Genomic DNA, 19,927 nt, shown 5'->3' with positions numbered 1-19,927 from the left:
CTTAGGTGCCGCCCTGAGTATTCTTACGCGCGCCACGGTTGCCTTGGCGAACGGCAGTGGTCAGGCCTGCAAGATCTGCGCGCAGGTCCTGAACAGCCTCTTGGCGGCCAGCGGCCATGTCTTCGAGAATGCGCAGAAGCCCGACATCAATCGAGCGCAGCCGCATCCGGCTTTCGGCATCTATTCCTTCCATTCCGGTGTTTTTCAACGCCGTGATCAAGGCTTCTTGGGCATCCGCAACACGCGACAATTGCGCGGGCGTTTGATCGGTTGCCGATTGCTGCGCCATCTGCGTAACCGCAGTCGTCAATGCAGCAACACTTTCATTGGCCTCACCACGGCTGGCTTCGGATGCGGCAAACATCGCCTGCATCCGTTCCATTTGTTCGACCATGTGGTCAACCACGCCCGCCATCGCGACCTGATCGCCACTGGCCTCATCGCCCACCGCCAGTCCGACGCGGGTGATCGTGGAGAGCCATTCTTCAAGTTCGCGGTAAAACCGGTTCTGCCCGTGGCTTGCGAACAATTCGAGCAGCCCGACGACCAGCGATCCTGCCAGACCCAACAAGGACGACGCAAACGCGATCCCCATGCCACCAAGCTGGCTTTCGAGCCCGGCCTGCAGGCGTGCAAACACCTCGCCGCCGCTTTCACCCTCCCCCGGGGTGAGCGATTGGATCGTTTCGACCAGTGCGGGAACTGTCGTGGCGAGGCCATAAAACGTTCCCAAAAGGCCCAAGAAAATCAATGTGTTGACGATATATCGCGTGATTTCTCGGTCTTCGTCGATCCGTTGCGACACGGAGTCCAGAATCGAGCGGGATGAGCTTGAGGACAGCTGCATGCGCGATCCGCGTGAGCGCAACAGCGTGGCCAAAGGTGCCAGTAACCCCGGCGCTTTGATGATGTCCGAGCCGAGCTTCTCGCCTGCAAACGCCTTAATCCAGCCAATTGATTTGATCAACTGCCAGACCTGTCCGAAACACGACAACACGCCTATCACGAAGACGACGAATATGAATCCGTTCAGATACGGGTTCGCCAGAAACACTGGCCCCACCCGCGGAAATGCGAAAAATACGCCGACGCAGACCAACGCCAGTACAACCAGCATCGATGTGATCTGGCGCACGGGTTGGGAAAACTGCGGCTCGGCCTCTTTGTCCCCTGTTGCCATGGGATCGGGCACCTCTTTGTTGTTGTTATACATTACAATAGGGGTTTGGGGCGCAAACCCCAACCAATTTCACGTCAATACCCGCACTCTTTCGACTAGCCATGCCATATCGGGGTCGTGAATGCCCATTTTCACTAGATGGTCGGCGGTATTGTATAAATATTCAGGGTTCGGGCCGCGCCCGCCAACGGATCGCGCAATCATCTGCGCTTGGTGTTCGAGATCAAATTGGCAGTATTGTTCGTGGTTGCGATTGATGACGTAAGCCAAAGCTTGCACGTCGCGGCCATCTTTAAGGGCCAGAGGCAAATGCGCTTCTTCGTATGCACTTGAAATCAGTTCGCGCTCGCGCAATTCGGCCAACACGCGGACCTCGTCGGCGACAGCCACCCGAAACGCAACGCCAGTGCAAATCGCGTCGCCAGCGTCCAAGGCCAGAACCAAGCCCGGCTGTTCGACGGACCCACGATGATGGATCGACAACATACAAAAACTGCGATGATAGCCCGACAACGTCGCCGTGACGGTTTCCACAGGTTCGAACCCCGGGTTCCACAGCAAAGATCCGTATCCGAACACCCACATTGTCATCAGTTATGGCCCTTTCATTGTGGCTCATCTAAACACCAATCAACTGATCGGTGAAAGACCAAAAAATGCGTAAACTTATCGCTCTCGTCCTCGTTCTGGCCACGCTTTATGGTGGGTATTGGTTCGTCGGCAGATCGCAAATCCAATCCCGCTTGACGGATGCGATCGTGCAAGTCGACGCGGGCGAGATGAATGTGACCTACACCTCGCTTGCGACGCGCGGATTTCCGTCGCGTTTTGACACGACCGTGACCGACCTTGTGGTCGAAGACCCGATTGCAGGAGTGCGTTGGGAAACCCCGATACTTCAGCTCCTCGCGCTCTCATATCAGCCCAACAACGTGCGGGCTTACTTTCCCGAAGAACAGGTTTTCGTCATCGACGGCGACCGTTATACGCTGTTCACCAACGAAATGGTTGCAAGCGGCCGCGTCAGTGCAAGCGCGGCGTTGGCGGTCCAGCAAGCCGAACTGGAATTGCTGAACCCTCGGTTACGCACCGAAGATGGCGCTGAACTGGCGCTGGCACGGTTGTTTGCCGCCATGCGCCTGACCCCCGACACGACCCAGTCTTATGACGTTTTCTTTGAGGCGCGCTCAATTGTCTTGCCCGAAAACATCCGCAATTCAATTGATCCGCAAAACCTGCAGCCGCCGATCATTCAAAGCCTGCGTCTTGACAGCGACGTCACACTTTCCGAACCGATTGCGCTGAACAGCGCCGACGCTGGGTTATTGTCGATCACCACCCTCAGCATCAAGGAATTGGCGCTGGCGTGGGGCGATATGTCAGTGTCCGTCATTGGCGACGTGTCGCCAGATGAGGCTGGTGTGTTGGACGGCTCCATCACGATTACGGCGCGCAATTGGCAACAGGCGTTAGATTTGGCGGTGGCATCAGGGGTGCTAGAAGACGACCGCATTTTCCTCGTGACGGAAATCGCCAACAACTTTGATGAAACACCGCATATCCCCGATACGCTGACTGTTACATTGTCAATTGTGAACGGCGAAATGGCCCTTGGCGGGTTTGCACTGGGTCCGGCCCCGCTGCTGCGTTAGCCTATCGGCGATATCAATCGCCCGCCCACTGGCATATTCGGAAAGCCGCGCACCGCTGGCGTGCGGTGTTCGGGGCGCCGTGATTGCGCGATCGCTTGTATCGATGATGACGCCAAAAATCAGTCTTCAGCCGCCGCAGCATCACGGGCAATCGGACGGGTGTCTTGGGAACTAACAGCGTTGGCCAAAAACATGGTGATACTCGTTACAACACCTTTTATTTCCTGACCGGATTTCGACCGAAGTTCGGGACATCCGTGTCTTGCCCTGCTTCGATAATGCCGCGTCGGATTGCGCGGGTTCGGGTGAAATAATCATGCAAGTGTTCACCGTCGCCTTGCCGGATCGCCCGTTGCAATGCGAACAATTCTTCAGTGAAACGGCCCAGAATTTCCAAGGTGGCGTCTTTGTTGTTCAGGAACACATCACGCCACATTGTCGGATCGGATGCGGCAATTCGGGTAAAATCGCGAAAACCTGCGGCCGAGAAATTAACAACCTCAGTATCTGTGACGCGGCTTAGATCATCAGCGACGCCAACCATCGTGTATGCAATCAAGTGCGGCGTGTGCGACGTCACGGCGAGAACCAGATCGTGGTGATCCGCGTCCATCTCGTCAACGTTTGAGCCCAGCTCTTGCCAGAATGTGCGCAACTTTTTGACTTCAGTTGCGTCCGCACCGTTGGGCGTCAGCAAGCACCAGCGGTTGTCGAAAAGTTCAGCAAAACCGGATCGCGGGCCCGATTGTTCGGTGCCCGCCAAGGGGTGTCCGGGGATAAAGTGGACCCCGTCCGGGACATGCGGTTCAACCGCATTGATCACCGCACGTTTGACCGACCCCACGTCCGTCAACACCGCGCCCGGTTTCAGCATGCCGGAAATCTCACGCGTGACGTCGGCCATTACGCCAATGGGCACACACAAGATGATCAGATCTGCGCCCGCAACAGCGTCTGCCGCGCTGTCGCAAACGCGATCACAAAGCCCGATTTCGCGGGCCACATCGCGGGTGTCGGATGATCGCGCATAGCCAGTGACTTCGCCCACCACGTCTGCACGTTTCATCGCCCAAAACATCGAAGAGGCGATCAAGCCAAGGCCGATAAGTGCCACGCGGTTGTACATCACGGTCATGCGGTCACATCCTTTTTGGCGCCTTTGAATTGCCCAATGGCATGCACGACGCGGCGGCAGGATGCCTCATCGCCGACGGTGATCCGTAGGCAATTGGGCAAGCCGTAACCACCCACCAAACGCACCAGAATTCCCTGCGTCATAAGGTGATCGTTGCAGGCTTTCGCTTCGTCCTCCGAGGCAAATCGAACAAGGATAAAGTTCGCAGTAGAGGTATCTGACGGAAGCCCCAATTCGGCCAATGCCCCCGCCATCCAGTCTCGTTGTTTGGCATTGTCTGTGCGGCACTTTTCGGTGTGGGCCACGTCGCGCATGGCGGCTTCGGCTGCGGCCAGTGCGGGGGCGGACAGATTGAACGGACCACGAATGCGCATCAATGTGTCAATAATCTCTTGGCTGCCATAGCCATAGCCAATGCGCAGTCCGCCAAGACCATAAATCTTGGAAAACGTGCGCGTCATGATGACGTTGTTGCGGCTTTCTACCAGCGACTTACCTGCATCATAGCCATCCACGTATTCCGCATAGGCCCCATCCAGCACAAGAATCGCACTCTCGGGCAAACCGTCCACCAGACGTTCCAGATCAGCTGCACCGATCATGGTGCCGGTGGGGTTCGCTGGATTGGCGATATAGACAACTTTAGTTTTCTTGGTGCAGGCCGCCAGCAGCGCGTCAACATCCACGACGCGTTCACGTTCGGGCACAACGACAGGCTTCGCTCCGTTGGCGTTTGCGTAGATCGGATACATTGCAAAGCCGTGTTCAGTGAAAAGCACTTCATCGCCTTTGCCCGCAAAGGCCTGCGCGATCATCATCAAAATCTCACCCGACCCATTGCCGCAGATGATCCGAGCAGGATCGAGCGCCCAAACATCTGAAATCGCTTTGCGCAGGCTGGCATGATCGGTGGACGGGTAGCGGTGCAAGGTGTGGGATGCGCGCACCATCGCCTCTTTGGCTGCGTCCGACGGCCCGAACGGGTTCTCGTTGGACGACAGTTTCAGAACGTTTTCAACACCATCCACATGGGACTTGCCGCCTTGATAAAGCGCAATGTCCATAATTCCCGGCTGCGGTTTGATCTTACTCATGATCTCAATCCTCTAAGCGTCTGTGTCCTTCTAATGCGGCGTTGCGGTCAAGACCAGACGTCAACCTACGCGTCCTGGATCTCAAACGAAAAAAGCCGCCCCTGTCTGGGGCGGCTTTCCAAAACTAGGCTCAGTGAACGATTAGTTCTGAGCGTAATATTCGATCACAAGGTTCGGTTCCATCATCACTGGATATGGCACATCGCCAAGACCAGGTGTGCGCACGAACGTTGCGGACATCTTGGAATGATCGACATCCATGTAATCGGGTACATCGCGTTCCGCCAAACCGATGGCGTCAAGGACGGCCACGTTCTGCTTGGAGCTGTCGCGAACTTCGATGATGTCGCCTTCTTTGACGCGGTAAGACGGGATGTTAACCTTCTTGCCGTTCACTGTGACGTGGCCGTGGTTCACGAACTGGCGCGCTGCAAAAACAGTCGGCACGAACTTGGCACGGTACACAACAGCGTCGAGACGACGCTCAAGCAAGCCAATCAGATTTTCACCAGTGTCGCCTTTGACACGTTCAGCTTCGGTAAAGATCTTGCGGAATTGCTTTTCAGTCAAGTCGCCGTAGTAACCCTTAAGCTTCTGCTTGGCGCGCAGCTGCATACCGAAGTCGGACAATTTGCCCTTACGGCGCTGGCCGTGCTGGCCGGGGCCGTATTCACGACGGTTGACGGGGGATTTCGGACGACCCCAGATGTTTTCACCCATCCGGCGGTCAATTTTATACTTGGCAGACGTGCGTTTGGTCACGGCTGATCTCCTTCATTCTATATTGTGCCTCCTCAATTTATCCTCACCTGATGGTTCGGATTGAGAAGCGCTGTATGCCTTCCAACTTTTCACCTAACGGTTCGGGCTGAGAAGCGCTGAAGGGCGTTGTCCTTTGGGGCGAACCCCCGACAGGCACTCCCTTGCGGGAACCACCAACACCAATTGAAAGGCTGCATTACGCGCGAGTCTGGGACCTGTCAACACACACAGGTACTTGGTCTTGCCTTTGTCGCGAAAATATCCCCGCCGGAGGCTCCGGAAGATGTCTCACACGACCCCATGTCAGGTCAGGCGGCATCATAACGTAGGATTGCGGCCTCTGATGCGGACACAACGCGGCGGGCATAGGCGCCGTAGGAATTTACGTCGGCTTGGATGTCGGGCACTTGCGCAAACAGACGTGCGCAGTCGCTGTCGCCGAGGTGGTCCAGACCAGCGCTTGCTGGATGAAAACTCTCGCTTTCCACGCCATTGGCAAAAACAACCTCATGGCTTGGCAAAAGCATGTGAATATAATGGACTTCGCGCATGGAGCGATCGACGTATATTGACGTGTCGTTCACCAAATCACGCGCCGTGACCAACACTTCGTCAGTGTTAAACAACGCCTGCGCCCGCGCGCCCCTGACCATCACGCGGTGATCCGGGCTGACAAGCAGGCCGGCATCGGGCACATCGTTGTCCAATGAACCGGCCCTTAGGCGGATCGGGCACAGATGTGGTGTCGCATAGAGCCGCGCACCGGTAACCCGCCGCGACCCTGTCCACAAAACTTCCTGACAGCCGTTGTCCTTGGTTTGAACTTTCGTACCCTCGTTGATGTCTTCGACCCGCATCACGCCATCGCCGGTGCGGATCATCGTGCCGGGGGTGAAACAAATCACACCGCCCGCGGGGTCGTGATTCTGGTCACGTGAATTCAGGTCAACTGTGTGGTTCACGATCCAGAGGTCCGTCGCGCGCGGAGGGATTTCACCGACAAACATGCACAGCCGCGCCAATGGCGTCGCGCCATCGATCAGCGTCACAGTCAATGTGTCGCGCCCGTCCGTCACAGTAAAAGATTGATCGAATGCTTGGTCGTCGAATTCGACAAGATCCAGCCGCGTGGTTTTTGTTTCTACGGCCTTCAACAACCGCCGCACAGACATCGCCGCACGCTTGCGGATGTCCGCCTCGCCCACTGCAGTGCCCAATGGTAAAACTCCCGCGGGCCCATCAACCCTGACCGCTTCGCCCGTCCAGCCCCAAGCCGTGCCCACCCGCAAGTTTTCAAGCGGAGCGGACCAGAACCCATCAAGTTCCGTCTGCGACCAGGAAATGACAAACGTGCCATGAAAGCCCGTTTTCATACCTGTTATCTGCCTCTGTCTTTGCCCCGCCTCTGTGTGCAGGGTTCTAACAAAAACAATAAAGAGCGGATTCACGCCGATCAAGTTACTTTAAGGTCGATCGCTAACTATTTATTCAAAAGCTGAAATTCAGCTTCAGGGATCCAACGATCTGACCCTCTGGTTGTCCGACGTATTCTTCACTCAGATAAGTGACGCCATAGAAGTAGGAAATGTTGTCACCAAGACGCCAGTGCATACCGGCACGTGCACGGAACCGTTCGTCCTGTGCCACGGTGCCAAAACTTGCTGGGAAATAAGCACTGTCACCGATGACCGCATAGTCAGCCCCAACGATAAAACCAATGCCAGGCTGACCACTTTCGACCCCTGCATATAGTTGTCCGGTCGGGCTATCCCGCAACCACAGGTCGTTTTGCATAATTTCGCCGATGACAATATCCGCCCCGATGCGGACGAAATCCTCCACCCCGTACTGGACCTCGACAAAGGGACGCACGGATGCGTTTTCGCTGAGGCGAACAGGGTAGGAAACTTGAGCCAACGCGGTCGGGAAAACAGAGTTGCCAACTTGATTGGCAATCACCCCGTTTGAGATGTTCGGCGCACTGACAAAATTGTGGAACCAATCCTGTAAATCCACCAGCCCCGTCTGTGGCCCAATGGCAACAAGATCAACGCCCGTCGAGATATCTACACCGCCGCGAGAGAAGTGCGTGTGCAGACCCGCCGACACCGCGCCAACGTAGGCACGGTCGTTGGAACCGCTTCCGTTCAGCTTTGATGGCGCAATGATTTCGGATCAGAGACGGTATTCCAGAACCGATCCCGGTGCGGTTGGCGCCCGCCCCTGCCATTCGGGTCCACGCACGATAGAATAGGCATACGAACCGGACCGCCAACGGTCTTGGGTGTCACCGAAGTAATCATTGTTGAATATGCGCCCAAAACCCAAAGTTTCGCGATCTTGGGCCATTACAGGGCTTGCCGCCATAAGGCCTGCACACAGCATTACAATTAAACGCATCTTTTCCACCAACCTATCAGTCCTGCGAATCCTATAAGACAACGGGCCGCCACTTGGCGACCCGTATGGAGAATGATTTCGGTGAAAGTGTGGCGATTTCGACCCGCGCCGGACCGCGCGAGTGCAATGGTTAATCTAGCCGCATTTCGAATAGCCACAATCGGCGCAGGTCATGCAGCCTTCAATCATCCGCAGCTCATATGATCCACAACTGGTGCAGGCTTTGCCCTTTGGCTTGATGTTGACGATCTCTGCCTGTGGATCAGATTTTAGGCCCATGCCTTCACCCGCCATAAAGCCCGTGGCGACCATGTGTTTTTCGATCACACCGCCGATTGCTGCCAGAATAGACGGCACATATTTACCCTGCATCCATGCTCCGCCGCGCGGATCGAACACCGCTTTAAGTTCTTCGACAACGAACGAGACATCGCCGCCGCGCCGAAACACTGCCGAAATCATCCGCGTCAGCGCCACTGTCCACGCGAAGTGTTCCATATTCTTCGAGTTGATAAATACCTCAAACGGGCGGTGCTGGCCTTGGTGCAGAATGTCGTTCACAGTGATGTAAATCGCATGTTCGCTGTCGGGCCATTTGAGCTTGTAGGTCTGGCCGTGCAATTCACCGGGGCGGTCCAGCGGTTCGGTCATATAGATGATGTCGCCTGCGTTTTCATCAGCGATGACTTCGGGTTTTGTATCACCAGAAACGGACAGCACCGATCCGGTCACTTCGTTTGGACGATAGGTTGTGCAGCCTTTGCAGCCCTGATCCCACGCGGCCATGTAGACGTCTTTGAACGATTGGAAATCGATATCTTCCGGCACGTTGATGGTTTTCGAGATTGAGCTGTCGATCCATTTTTGCGCGGCCGCCTGCATGCGCACATGATCCATCGCCGGCAAGGTCTGCGCATTGACGAAATAATCCGGCAGCTCTGCGTCACCCTTTAGATCGCGCCACATCTTAACGGCGTAATCAACGACTTCTTCTTCGGTGCGCGATCCGTCCTTTTGCAGCACTTTGCGGGTGTAAGCATAGGCAAACACAGGCTCGATCCCCGACGACACATTGCCAGCATACAGGCTGATGGTGCCGGTCGGGGCCACGGAAGTCAGCAGCGCGTTGCGGATGCCGTGTTCACGAATTGCGTCCCGTACATCGTCGTCCATCTGCATCATGTTGCCAGACGCCAAATACTTGTCGGCATCAAACAACGGGAACGCACCCTTTTCGCGGGCCAAGTCTACTGAGCTCAGATACGCAGCGCGCGCGATCGCTTTCATCCAAGCCTCGGTCTGACGCGCCGCATCTTCGGAGCCATAACGCAGGCCCGTCATCAGCAATGCATCCGCCAGCCCGGTCACGCCCAGCCCGATGCGGCGTTTGGCTGCGGCCTCGCGCGCCTGCGCTTCAAGCGGGAATTTGCTGGCATCGACCACGTTGTCCATCATCCGCACGGCCAATCCGACCAGTTCGGCCAATTCGGCATCATCAATGGTCGCGGTGTCCGTAAACGGATTCGACACAAGCCGCGCGAGGTTGATTGAGCCTAACAAACACGCGCCGTAAGGCGGCAAGGGCTGTTCGCCACAGGGATTGGTGGCGGCGATGGTTTCGACGTAATTGAGGTTGTTCATCGTGTTTATACGGTCGATGAAAATGACACCGGGTTCGGCGTGGCTATAGGTCGATTGCATAATCGAATCCCACAGGGCGCGGGCTTGCACCGTGCGAACGGTCTCCCCCGCCCACACAAGATTCCACGGCTTGTCTGCCTTTACGGCCTCCATAAACGGGTCAGTGATCAGCACGGACATGTTGAACATACGCAGGCGAGCGGCGTCGGATTTGGCGGTGATGAAATCCTCAACGTCTGGGTGATCACAGCGCATCGTTGCCATCATCGCGCCGCGTCGTGATCCAGCCGACATGATCGTGCGACACATCGCGTCCCACACATCCATGAACGACAACGGGCCGGACGCATCGGCGGCCACACCTTTGACCACAGCGCCTTTGGGGCGAATGGTCGAGAAATCGTACCCGATCCCGCCGCCTTGCTGCATGGTCAACGCTGCCTCGCGCAGAGCGTCAAAAATGCCGCCCATCGTGTCTGGGATCGTGCCCATGACAAAGCAGTTGAACAATGTAACGGAGCGATCCGTGCCCGCACCTGCGGTGATGCGGCCAGCCGGAAGATAGCGGAAATCGTTCAGTGCCTCGTAGAACTTCGGCTCCCACGCCTTTGGGTCTTTTTCAACAGACGCCAGCGATTTGGCGATGCGTGCCCAAGTGTCCTCAATAGAAATATCAATCGGGGTGCCATCACCCTCCTTAAGGCGATATTTCATGTCCCAGATTTGTTCGGCAATTGGGGCTGCAAAGCGGGTCATAGGCGATCCTTTGGGATATTGTCGGTCGAATCATTGAAGAATTTCAGGGCTACATGTAGTGGTCTCTGGGCGCAACATGTAGCAGATGTAGGAACTGGAGCATAACACCTTGGCAATCAAGCTGCACCTTCAAAAGTTGTCTGTCGGGACAGAAAATGTCGCAGATCTCGCTGCGTGGCAAGCGAGCAAACGCGCCCAAGCACCGGACGGATTGCCGCGGCATGTGACACGGATGTGGCCCAAACGCGCGGACGAATTGCTGTCAGGTGGCAGTATTTACTGGGTCGTGAAGGGGTCGCTGTTGTGTCGCCAGCGGATTGTCCGGCTGGATGAATACATCGGTACTGACGGCATTCGCCGTTGTGCCATTGTGATTGACCCCGCATTGATCCGCGTTGTGCCGTCCCTAAAGCGGCCGTTCCAAGGCTGGCGGTATTTAAAGCCTGAGGATGCGCCAAAGGACTTGCCGGCAGGTCGCGAAAACGAGGAGGCTTTGCCGCCATCGTTGAGTGCAGCCCTAGCCGAAATCGGGATTTTATGATTTTGCGATCAGCGCGTGCCGCGGGCCTTGAGGGGGCGCTGCCCCCGTCCTGCGGACTCCCCCGGGATATTTTTGAAGCAAAGACGGGTTAAGAGTTCAGCTTGGCTTCTAGGGACTTGAGGGTGTCGCGTTGGGCTTGGGTCCAGTTGCGGCGGCGGGCGCGGAAAAGTGTCGCTTGGCTGGCGTGGATCATCCCGTCGCCGAGAATTTTCAGCCCATTGGCGCGCAGTGTTTCACCAGTGGACGTGATGTCAGCCACGGCTTCCGCGGTTTCATTGCGGATCGTGCCCTCGGTCGCACCTTGGCTGTCGACGAGTTGGTAGTCCGCGACACCGTGTTCGCGCATGAATTCACGCACGAGGCGGTGGTATTTTGTGGCAATGCGCAGGCGGAAACCGTGATGCGCGCGAAACGCAGCGGCGACGGCATCGAGGTCATCCAAGCTGTCCACGTCAATCCAAGCTTGCGGCACGGCGATGACCAGATCAGCCCCGCCAAAGCCCATTTTAGCCACTTCGACGACCCGTTGATCCCATGATGACAGCTTTTCGCGTACCAGATCGGAGCCGGTGACACCAAGCTGGATGCGCCCGGCGTCAAGTTCGCGCGGCACTTCGCCAGCTGACAACAACACCAATTCGATGCCATCGATACCATCGACCGCCCCTGCATATTCCCGTTCTGAACCGGATTTGCGCAAGGTCACGCCGCGTGCTGCGAACCAATCGAACGTCTTTTCCATCAAACGTCCCTTGGACGGGATGCCGAGTTTCAAGGTCATTGCGCTGCCTCCAGGTAGGCCACAAGATCGGGACGGATGACGCCGCCCACAGCCGGCACGCCAGTCCCGCCACCCAGAACCACTGTCAGCGCATCATAGCGGCCACCCGTGGCGACCGGCGGGATATTCAGACCTGCGTTGGACGAAAAGCCAAACACGAAACCGTCGTAATATTCCATCGAAGTGCGCCCATAGGCCGTTTCAAATGGCAGCGCATCAACATCGATGCCACGGTTCGCCAAGGCGTCCAAGCGTCTGCTTAATCCGTCAATAGCCGCGCTGATCGACGGCAAATCGACCGAGATATCGCGCAGCGACGCCAGTGCATTCGGCGCAGTTTCACGGACTTTGAGAAGCGCGTCGAGCAGATCGCGTTCAAAACTTGAAATCGGATCAACTGCAGCGTCAGCCCGTAGTGCGTCAATGCGCAATGCGATTTCGGATTTTGAGCGCAGACCGAGGACCGCTGGCAGGGTCGCCATCGGGTCCGGATTTGCCAAAAGTGCGGTGCGTGCGGCAGGCGTGGGTGTGACGGCGCCAAAACGATCCAGCAGCGCCCTGAAACGACGCGGCCGCCACAGGTGTCGCATGAGGGCCGCGCGCCGACGTTCGGTTGTTTTCAGCCCGATGACAGCCGCACGCAGAATGCCGATATCGCCGGTCATCGGCGTCACGGACACGCCTGCCAATATCCCTGCAAAGGTTGCGAAAACTTCGGCGTCGGCAGCTGCGACGTCTTTGCCGTCAAACACCTCAAACCCGACTTGAACGAATTCGGTGGGGCGGGTTTCGTCAGATTCCTGTTTGCGGAAAACTTTGCCTACATAGGTGTAGCGGGCAGGTTCCGCGCCGAATGCCATATGTTGCTGCACAATGGGAACCGTAAAGTCCGGGCGCAGCATTTGTTCGCCGCGCAACGGGTCTTGCGTGGTGAAAGTCCGCGCGCGGATGTCTTCACCGTAAAGGTCCAGCAGCGTCCCCGCAGGTTGCAGCACGTCCGCGTCAGTGATCAACGCGCCCTGCCCGACCAGTACGGATTGGTAGCGGCGTGCGCGGTCCCAAATGGCCTGTGATGTTTCGGCGTTCACTTGGGTCACTTTGCTTGCTCGTCCAACAGCGTCTTGATCCGCGTGACCAGATCAGCGCGGGGAATTTCGAACTGGCTGGGCCGGTCTTTCCATTCTTCATGGGTCGCGGTTTGCGCAATTTTCGCACCGAGGATTAAGTCTTTGATCTGGAGAGTTCCTGCCGCCAATTCATCACCACCTTGAATGATCGCGATCGGTGAATTGCGCTGGTCGGCGTATTTCAACTGGTTGCCAAAATTCTTTGGATTTCCGAGGTAAACCTCGGACCGGATGCCTGCCTGACGCAGTTCGGATACGATGCCCTGATAATCCGCCATCCGGTCGCGATCCATGACGGTGACGACGACGGGACCTGTGGTGTCAGACGTCAGACGGCCCTTCATGTGCAGCGCCGCAAGCAGGCGATCAACGCCGATGGAAATGCCCGTCGCGGGGACTTCTTGACCGGTGAAGCGTTTTACCAGATCGTCGTAGCGACCCCCACCCGCGACAGATCCAAAGGAACGCGCGCGGCCCTTTTCGTCATGAATTTCGAAGGTGAGTTCGGCCTCAAACACGGGACCGGTGTAGTAACCAAGGCCGCGCACGACGGAGGGGTCGATGACGATACGGTCGGGGCCGTAGCCGCCAGCCGCGAGGAGATCGGCCATTGTTTGGAGTTCGTCGACGCCTGCTTCGCCAACAGTACTTTCACCGATGGCATATCTAAGTTGGGTAAGAGTCTCATCGTTTGAGTCATTCTTTGACGTTACGAAAGCAATGACCAGATCCGCTTGACGACGATTGAGTCCGACCCCGTCGATGAAAGCTCCAGAACTATCTTTTCTACCACCCATCAAAAGTTCGCGTACGCCTTGCTCGCCAACTTTGTCGTACTTATCGATGGTACGAAGAATGTTCGCGCTAATTTCAGCTTGCCCATCGGAACCATCGGACGCCAGTTTCTCTTTCTTAATACGTTGAGTTTCAGCGTCATCATGATCTAAGTCTATTACATTAAACCAATTGAAAACCGCCTCCAGCACGCCATTCAAAACCTTACGGTTATTAATCCGCACCACGTAATCGCCACGCTCGATTCCCACGGCTTCCAGCGTATCACACAGCATCGCGCAAATCTCCGCATCGGCAGCAACAGACCCTGACCCGACCGTGTCCGCATCACATTGATAAAACTGACGGAACCGACCCGGACCAGGCTTTTCGTTGCGCCAGACCGGACCCATTGCAAAGCGGCGATAGGGTGTCGGTAGATCGTTGCGGTGCTGGGCGTAGACGCGGGCAAGCGGGGCCGTCAGATCGTAGCGCAACGCGAGCCAGTCACCGTCGCCCTTTTCGTCTTCTTCTTGCCACGCGAACACACCCTCGTTGGGGCGATCAACATCTGGCAGAAATTTGCCCAGCGCCTCGACTGTTTCGACGGCAGACGATTCCAGCGCCTCAAACCCGTAGCGGTGATAGACCCCTGCGATGGTGCGCAACATATCGGTACGCTGCGCCACTTCTGCGCCAAAATAGTCACGAAACCCCTTGGGGGTCTGCGCCTTGGGTCGTTGCACTTTTTGCTTTTTGGCCATGGGGTGGCTCCGCTTGCGGTCAATTCCCCCGCGCTTTACCGCGCAGGGCAGGTTCGCGCAACAGTGGGGGTTGGCAAAGCACGCGCCAGCACCGTAATGAGCCATATGAGTGAACAAACAAACCTTGAAGAACAGCTCGCGCATTTGAACCGAGCGGTGGATGATCTGTCCGACATCGTCGCGCGTCAGGAAGGCGAGATCAGCCGCCTGACCTACCGCGTCCAGATGTTAATGGAACGCGAAGCCGGGCGCGAAACGGACGCTGGCGGGTCGGCGACGATGGTTGATCAACGGCCACCCCACTATTAAGCGTTAGCGGTTTCTATGCGCCATCTTTGACCAACATTGACAGCACATCGCCGTCATGGACAAGGATCTGGGCCCATTGTGATGGCACAGCACTGAGCGTGCCGCCAAAGAAATCATAGACGGTGATGAAGTGCGTGTTGCGGTTCATCCGCTCCATGCCGGCGCCACAGGGCTGGCCGCGCCCAACGCGACACACGCTGGCCTTCAACGCCTCATAGGCATTGTCGGTCGTCGTATAATCTATGGTCTCGTTACTGGTCTGATAGCGCACAAATTCATGGGTTTCGACGTCGCCTGTGACGACGACAGCGCCGGTGAAGGTGCGGACGCAGCCGTCGTCAAATCCGCTGACGTAAAACGGACGCCGGGCTGTTGAATTCGGGATTGTATCATGGTTTCGAAATCCGCCGCCGCTTTCGATTTGACGGCCTAGGTCATTATTGTTCAGCCCGCATACGCGGGCGATCTGGCCAAACGGCAGCAGCGCGCCAGCGTTTATGTCTGTGGTATCAGGGCCCGTGCGAGATTGCTCTGCGCGGTTGGGGTCCCGGCTGAACAGACCAAACAAACCACGGCGTTCAGGCTGCGTGGGCGGCGTTGCAACTGACACGACAACGACATCACTTTGCGCAGATGCCGCTTGGTTTGCTTCGGCCATAGCCGCCGCGACAGCGGAATTGGTCGGATCGTTTGGCTGACGATTCAATAAGCGGGCAAACAATCCGCCACCAGTCTTTTGTGCTTCAATGGTCGTCTGGGCCACGTTTGTCGCGCCGTCAGCGACTGTAACATCACCCAACCGCGCAACGCTGCGCAGCGGATAGCCACAGGCCGACAGCAGCAAAGCCATCCCAAGTCCCAACACTATCTGGCGCATTCAGCGTCCTTCATCCAACGGTTAACACGGTTTAACGCAGGCCCCACTCTGCGTCCACCATGCCGTTTAAACAGGCAGGGTTTCGCCACCCGCCGAATACAACGGCTAAATTTCTTGGACCTCAATGACACCGCCAAGGCTGCGTAAAGCGCCTTTGATCTGGGGGTTTACCGGGAACTGTGTCTCAAGTTCGACGTCGATCTCGCCCAGTTCGATATCATCAATTGTGAACGTCACCGGGCCGCGCCCGCCTTTGACGTTGTCGCGTATCGCGCCCTGCAAGATGTCGCTGACGGTTGAAATCGCAGCTACGTCGCCCAAGAAAACCCGCAGTCCCGAAGACCCTGCATTGGCAACGACCATGTCCGCCAGCATTACAGAGCGACCCAATAGTTTCAGCTGTTCGGCCTCCATCGTCGCTTCGACCTGAATGACGATCTGGTTGCCAGTTTCCAGATGGTCGCGCGCAGCCTCTAGCGTGTCCGAGAACATCGTGACCTCGTATTGGCCAGTCGGGTCGGACAATTGCACAAAGGCAAACCGATTGCCCCGCGCTGATTTCCGTTCCTGCCGCCCAGCGACGGTGCCCGCCATCTTGGCAACCAATGCGCCGCTTGCGGCCTTGGCTGTCACTTCGTCCAGCGTCAGCACTTTTTCTGTGCGTTTGAGCGCGGCCATGTAATCATCAAGCGGGTGACCAGAGAGGTAGAAACCAACGGCCTTGAATTCTTCAGACAGACGTTCGGCGGGCAACCAATCTTCGACGGCAGACAGGCGCGGTTCGGGCAAATCATCGCCCGCTTCGCCGAACAGCGACACTTGGTTGGAATTTTTCTGGTCATGGATCGCCGATGAATACCCGACAAGCGCGTCCAAACTGGCGAAGACCTTGCGCCGGTTCGGGTCGAGCACATCAAACGCACCAGCGCGGGCCAGCATTTCCAAGGGGCGCTTGCCAACGCGCTTGATATCGACGCGACGCGCAAGGTCGAACAGGGTGGAAAACGGCTTTGCGCCTTCCGCCAAACGCGCATCGACGATCAGCCCCATGGCGTCGACTCCGACGTTTTTCAGCGCGCCCAATCCATAGACCAGCGTCCCGTCTTGGACATCGAACGTCGCGAGGGACGTGTTCACACACGGCGGCGACCATGGCAGCCCAAGACCCTTTTTGACCTCTTGGAAATACACGGCGAGTTTATCGGTCAGATGGATGTCGCAGTTCATCACACCGGCCATAAATTCAACCGGATGGTTCGCCTTCAACCACGCGGTTTGATAGCTGACCACTGCATAGGCCGCAGCGTGGGATTTGTTGAAACCGTAGTTTGCGAACTTATCAAGGAGGTCCCAGACCTCCTGCGCCTTCTTTTTGTTGACGCCGTTTTCGGCCGAACCGGCGAGAAACTTTGGCTTCTCAACGTCCATCGCCTCTTGTAGTTTTTTACCCATGGCGCGACGCAACAGATCAGCACCGCCAAGCGAATAGCCTGCCATTTCCTGGGCGATTTGCATCACCTGTTCTTGGTAGACAATGATGCCCTGCGTCTCGTCGAGGATATGGTCAATCGACGGATGCAGCATGTCGCGATCCGAGATGCCATTCTTGACCTCACAGAACTTCGGGATGTTTTCCATCGGGCCGGGGCGATACAGCGCCACCAGCGCGATGATGTCTTCGATGCAGTCCGGCTTCATGCGCCGCAGCGCGTCCATCATGCCGCTGGATTCCACCTGAAACACGGCGACGGTTTTGGCAGCGGCATAAAGTTTATACGACGCCTCATCATCCAGCGGAATCGCATTGATGTCGTTGAGTGTGCCTTCGGCGGGAACATAGAGCTCAACCCCTGTGGGGCTTTTGTGCAGGTCGCGGCCAGATTTTAAAATCAGGTTCACGGCGTTCTGAATGACTGTCAGCGTTTTAAGGCCAAGGAAGTCAAACTTGACCAATCCCGCCTGTTCTACCCATTTCATATTGAATTGCGTCGCGGGCATATCGGATCGGGGATCTTGGTACAGCGGCACCAATTCATCCAAAGACCGATCGCCGATTACCACGCCCGCCGCGTGGGTCGATGCGTTGCGCAACAACCCTTCAAGTTGCTGGCCGTAGGTGAGCAACCGATCAACAACTTCTTCGTTCTTTGCCATTTCACGCAAGCGCGGCTCGTCGGCCAAGGCTTTGACGATACTGACAGGTTTAACGCCCTCAACAGGGATCATTTTGGACAGTTTATCGACCTGCCCATAGGGCAGCTGCAACACGCGCCCAACGTCGCGAATGGCCGCTTTGGACAACAATGCGCCAAACGTGATGATCTGGCCGACTTTGTCGCGACCATATTTCTGCTGGACGTAGCGGATGACCTCTTCGCGGCGATCCATGCAAAAATCGATGTCAAAGTCAGGCATCGACACCCGTTCTGGGTTCAAGAACCGCTCAAACAACAGCGAATATCGCAATGGATCGAGGTCGGTGATTGTTAGTGCATAGGCCACCAAACTGCCTGCACCAGACCCACGACCAGGACCAACGGGAATGTCATTGTCTTTGGCGAACTTGATGAAGTCGGCCACGATCAGGAAATAGCCGGGGAACCCCATGCCTTCGATAATCCCAAGCTCAAAATCGAGGCGTTTTTCGTAATCCTCGACACTCACCGCGTGGGGAATAACCTTGAGTCGATTTTTTAAGCCCGCACGGGCTTGCAGCTTCAATTCCTCAATCTCGTTGTCGGCAAATTTTGGCAGGATCGGATCGCGGGTGTAGACCTTGAACGCGCAGCGTTTTGCAATCTCAACGGTGTTGGCAATCGCTTCAGGCAGGTCCGCAAACAGCGTGACCATCTCTTGTTGGCTTTTGAAATAATGCTGCGGGGTCAGACGACGGCGCGGTTCATTCTGATCGACATAGGCACCGTCGGCGATGCAAATCAACGCGTCGTGCGCCTCATAAATTGACGTTTTCGGGAAGTAGACATCGTTGGTTGCAACCAACGGCAGGTCCATCGCATAGGCCATTTCGACGTGGCCCTGTTCGGACAATTGCTCTGCCTCTGGCAGGCCGCCATCAACCGGATGGCGTTGCAATTCAACGTACAGACGATCCGAAAAAATTGCCGCCAATTGCGCCATCAAAGCCTCGGCTGCAGGACGTTGGCCCGCCCGCAACAAGCGCGCTATCGGGCCATCCGGCCCACCGGACAGGCAAATCAACCCTTCGTTATATTTGGCCAGATCATCAACTGTGACCTGTGGCAGTTGCCCACCTGCGTCTAGATAGGCACAAGAATTCAGCTTCATCAGGTTCATGTAGCCCGCTTCGTTCTGCGCCAGAAAAACGAGTGGCGCGGGCCGCTCAGGGCGTCGCCCCGGCTCATCTACACGCAGCCCCAAATCAACCTGACACCCGATGATCGGCTGCACGCCCGCTTTGGCTGCATATTCTGAAAACTCCAGCGCGCAAAACAGGTTGTTGGTGTCCGTAACGGCCACCGCAGGCATGCCGAATTTCTCGGCCAAGCCGCAGATTTTCTTAACTGGAACCGCACCTTCAAGAAGCGAGTATTCAGTGTGGGTACGAAGGTGAATGAATCGGGGATCTGCCATAGGGTCCACCCTAGCTCGTGGTTACAGCAGGCGGAAGCGTCAGATATTAAAATGGCGGATCAAAATCGCCTTTCTTTTTAAGCTGCTGATAACCAATGTAATTAAAACATTGACCATAACACTTAGTATTTTAGCTAACTAACTTGACGCGCGCGGCCATTTACCGAATACATCACTTATGGCTCATGATCTTACATCTGTGTTCTCTGCCCTGTCCGATCCGACCCGTCGCGCGGTGGTCGAACGGTTGGCGATGGGACCGGCGAGTGTGTCCAGCCTTGCCGCGCCCCACGCGATGGCGCTGCCGACCTTCATGCGTCACCTCAAAGCCCTCGAAGATTGTGGCTTAGTACGATCGGTCAAGAAGGGCCGCGTGCGCACCTGCCATATTGCGGCCGGTCCTTTGATGGAACTTCAGGGCTGGCTTGAATGGCAACGCCGCGTTTGGGAAGGCCGCGTTGATCGGCTGAATGCGCTAGCCGAAATGATCGACAAGGAAAAAACCAACAACGAATGATCATA

18 protein-coding genes are annotated in these 19,927 nt (G+C 56.5%); 4 read left to right on the top strand and 14 right to left on the bottom strand.

The features are described from left to right. Position 1 precedes the first annotated feature (1 nt). Both OA238_RS02800 and OA238_RS02795 read right to left on the bottom strand, forming a co-directional pair. Positions 2-1,180 carry a hypothetical protein gene (locus OA238_RS02800; RefSeq protein ID WP_015493994.1) on the bottom strand — a complete coding sequence of 393 codons (1,179 nt, stop codon included), beginning with the start codon at positions 1,178-1,180 and terminating at the stop codon, positions 2-4. Positions 1,181-1,249: 69 nt separating this feature from the next. Further along, positions 1,250-1,771, bottom strand: coding sequence for a gamma-glutamylcyclotransferase (locus OA238_RS02795; protein WP_015493993.1), 522 nt, complete (start codon positions 1,769-1,771; stop codon positions 1,250-1,252). A 65-nt stretch (positions 1,772-1,836) separates the two neighbouring features. Here OA238_RS02795 and OA238_RS02790 point away from each other — a divergent pair, with 65 nt between their 5' ends. Further along, the gene (locus OA238_RS02790) at positions 1,837-2,832 is read left to right on the top strand and encodes a DUF2125 domain-containing protein (protein ID WP_015493992.1); all 996 of its coding nucleotides are present in this window, start codon (positions 1,837-1,839) and stop codon (positions 2,830-2,832) included. 217 nt (positions 2,833-3,049) lie between these two features. Here the strand turns inward: OA238_RS02790 and OA238_RS02785 are convergent, their stop codons facing one another. From OA238_RS02785 to OA238_RS02760, 7 genes are all read right to left on the bottom strand, one after another. Beyond that, entirely contained in the window at positions 3,050-3,967 is a 918-nt protein-coding gene (locus tag OA238_RS02785; RefSeq protein ID WP_015493991.1) for a prephenate/arogenate dehydrogenase family protein, read from the bottom strand. Beyond that, entirely contained in the window at positions 3,964-5,064 is a 1,101-nt protein-coding gene (gene hisC, locus OA238_RS02780; RefSeq protein WP_144055812.1) for a histidinol-phosphate transaminase, read from the bottom strand. The genes OA238_RS02785 and hisC overlap by 4 nt, the downstream gene beginning before the upstream one ends. 138 nt (positions 5,065-5,202) lie before the next feature. Then, a complete protein-coding gene (gene rpsD, locus OA238_RS02775) occupies positions 5,203-5,823 on the bottom strand; it encodes a 30S ribosomal protein S4 (protein ID WP_015493989.1) in 621 nt (206 codons plus the stop codon). Positions 5,824-6,131: 308 nt separating this feature from the next. Continuing rightward, positions 6,132-7,196: a Hint domain-containing protein gene (locus tag OA238_RS02770; RefSeq protein ID WP_015493988.1), complete on the bottom strand. Its 1,065-nt coding sequence runs from the start codon at positions 7,194-7,196 to the stop codon at positions 6,132-6,134. Between the two features lie 115 nt (positions 7,197-7,311). Continuing rightward, on the bottom strand, positions 7,312-7,932 hold the full coding sequence (locus OA238_RS02765; RefSeq protein ID WP_051076365.1) for a lipid A-modifier LpxR family protein: 621 nt from the start codon (positions 7,930-7,932) through the stop codon (positions 7,312-7,314). A 66-nt stretch (positions 7,933-7,998) separates the two neighbouring features. Beyond that, positions 7,999-8,223 (bottom strand): hypothetical protein, encoded by a 225-nt coding sequence (locus OA238_RS33440; RefSeq protein ID WP_245581429.1) that lies wholly within the window; start codon positions 8,221-8,223, stop codon positions 7,999-8,001. A 135-nt stretch (positions 8,224-8,358) separates the two neighbouring features. Further along, complete coding sequence (locus OA238_RS02760; protein WP_015493987.1) at positions 8,359-10,620, bottom strand: adenosylcobalamin-dependent ribonucleoside-diphosphate reductase; 2,262 nt, start codon at positions 10,618-10,620, stop codon at positions 8,359-8,361. Positions 10,621-10,729: 109 nt separating this feature from the next. Between OA238_RS02760 and OA238_RS02755 the strand changes: the two genes are divergently transcribed. Then, the gene (locus tag OA238_RS02755; protein WP_015493986.1) at positions 10,730-11,161 is read left to right on the top strand and encodes a DUF1489 family protein; all 432 of its coding nucleotides are present in this window, start codon (positions 10,730-10,732) and stop codon (positions 11,159-11,161) included. Between the two features lie 88 nt (positions 11,162-11,249). On the opposite strand, the gene hisG is transcribed toward OA238_RS02755, so the two are convergent. From hisG to hisS, 3 genes are read right to left on the bottom strand one after another with little or no spacing between them, the layout of a single operon-like run. Further along, positions 11,250-11,942, bottom strand: a complete 693-nt coding sequence (gene hisG / locus OA238_RS02750; RefSeq protein WP_015493985.1) for an ATP phosphoribosyltransferase — start codon at positions 11,940-11,942, stop codon at positions 11,250-11,252. Beyond that, positions 11,939-13,030 (bottom strand): ATP phosphoribosyltransferase regulatory subunit, encoded by a 1,092-nt coding sequence (locus OA238_RS02745; RefSeq protein WP_015493984.1) that lies wholly within the window; start codon positions 13,028-13,030, stop codon positions 11,939-11,941. Before OA238_RS02745 ends, hisG begins: the two co-directional genes overlap by 4 nt. A gap of 5 nt (positions 13,031-13,035) precedes the next feature. Then, a complete protein-coding gene (gene hisS, locus OA238_RS02740; protein WP_015493983.1) occupies positions 13,036-14,607 on the bottom strand; it encodes a histidine--tRNA ligase in 1,572 nt (523 codons plus the stop codon). Positions 14,608-14,712: 105 nt separating this feature from the next. Here hisS and OA238_RS02735 point away from each other — a divergent pair, with 105 nt between their 5' ends. Beyond that, positions 14,713-14,916 (top strand): SlyX family protein, encoded by a 204-nt coding sequence (locus tag OA238_RS02735; RefSeq protein ID WP_015493982.1) that lies wholly within the window; start codon positions 14,713-14,715, stop codon positions 14,914-14,916. Between the two features lie 13 nt (positions 14,917-14,929). Here OA238_RS02735 and OA238_RS02730 read toward each other — a convergent pair whose 3' ends face one another. Further along, the gene (locus OA238_RS02730) at positions 14,930-15,793 is read right to left on the bottom strand and encodes a hypothetical protein (RefSeq protein ID WP_015493981.1); all 864 of its coding nucleotides are present in this window, start codon (positions 15,791-15,793) and stop codon (positions 14,930-14,932) included. A gap of 105 nt (positions 15,794-15,898) precedes the next feature. Then, positions 15,899-19,405, bottom strand: a complete 3,507-nt coding sequence (gene dnaE, locus OA238_RS02725) for a DNA polymerase III subunit alpha (RefSeq protein WP_015493980.1) — start codon at positions 19,403-19,405, stop codon at positions 15,899-15,901. A gap of 178 nt (positions 19,406-19,583) precedes the next feature. Between dnaE and OA238_RS02720 the strand changes: the two genes are divergently transcribed. Then, a complete protein-coding gene (locus OA238_RS02720) occupies positions 19,584-19,922 on the top strand; it encodes an ArsR/SmtB family transcription factor (RefSeq protein ID WP_015493979.1) in 339 nt (112 codons plus the stop codon). The last annotated feature ends 5 nt before the right edge of the window (positions 19,923-19,927 follow it).

The sequence above is a fragment of the Octadecabacter arcticus 238 genome, assembly GCF_000155735.2.
In the GTDB taxonomy this organism is placed as follows: Bacteria; Pseudomonadota; Alphaproteobacteria; order Rhodobacterales; family Rhodobacteraceae; genus Octadecabacter; species Octadecabacter arcticus.
The sequence above is the reverse complement of the archived record's forward strand: the minus strand, read 5'-3'. Positions and strand labels throughout refer to the sequence as shown.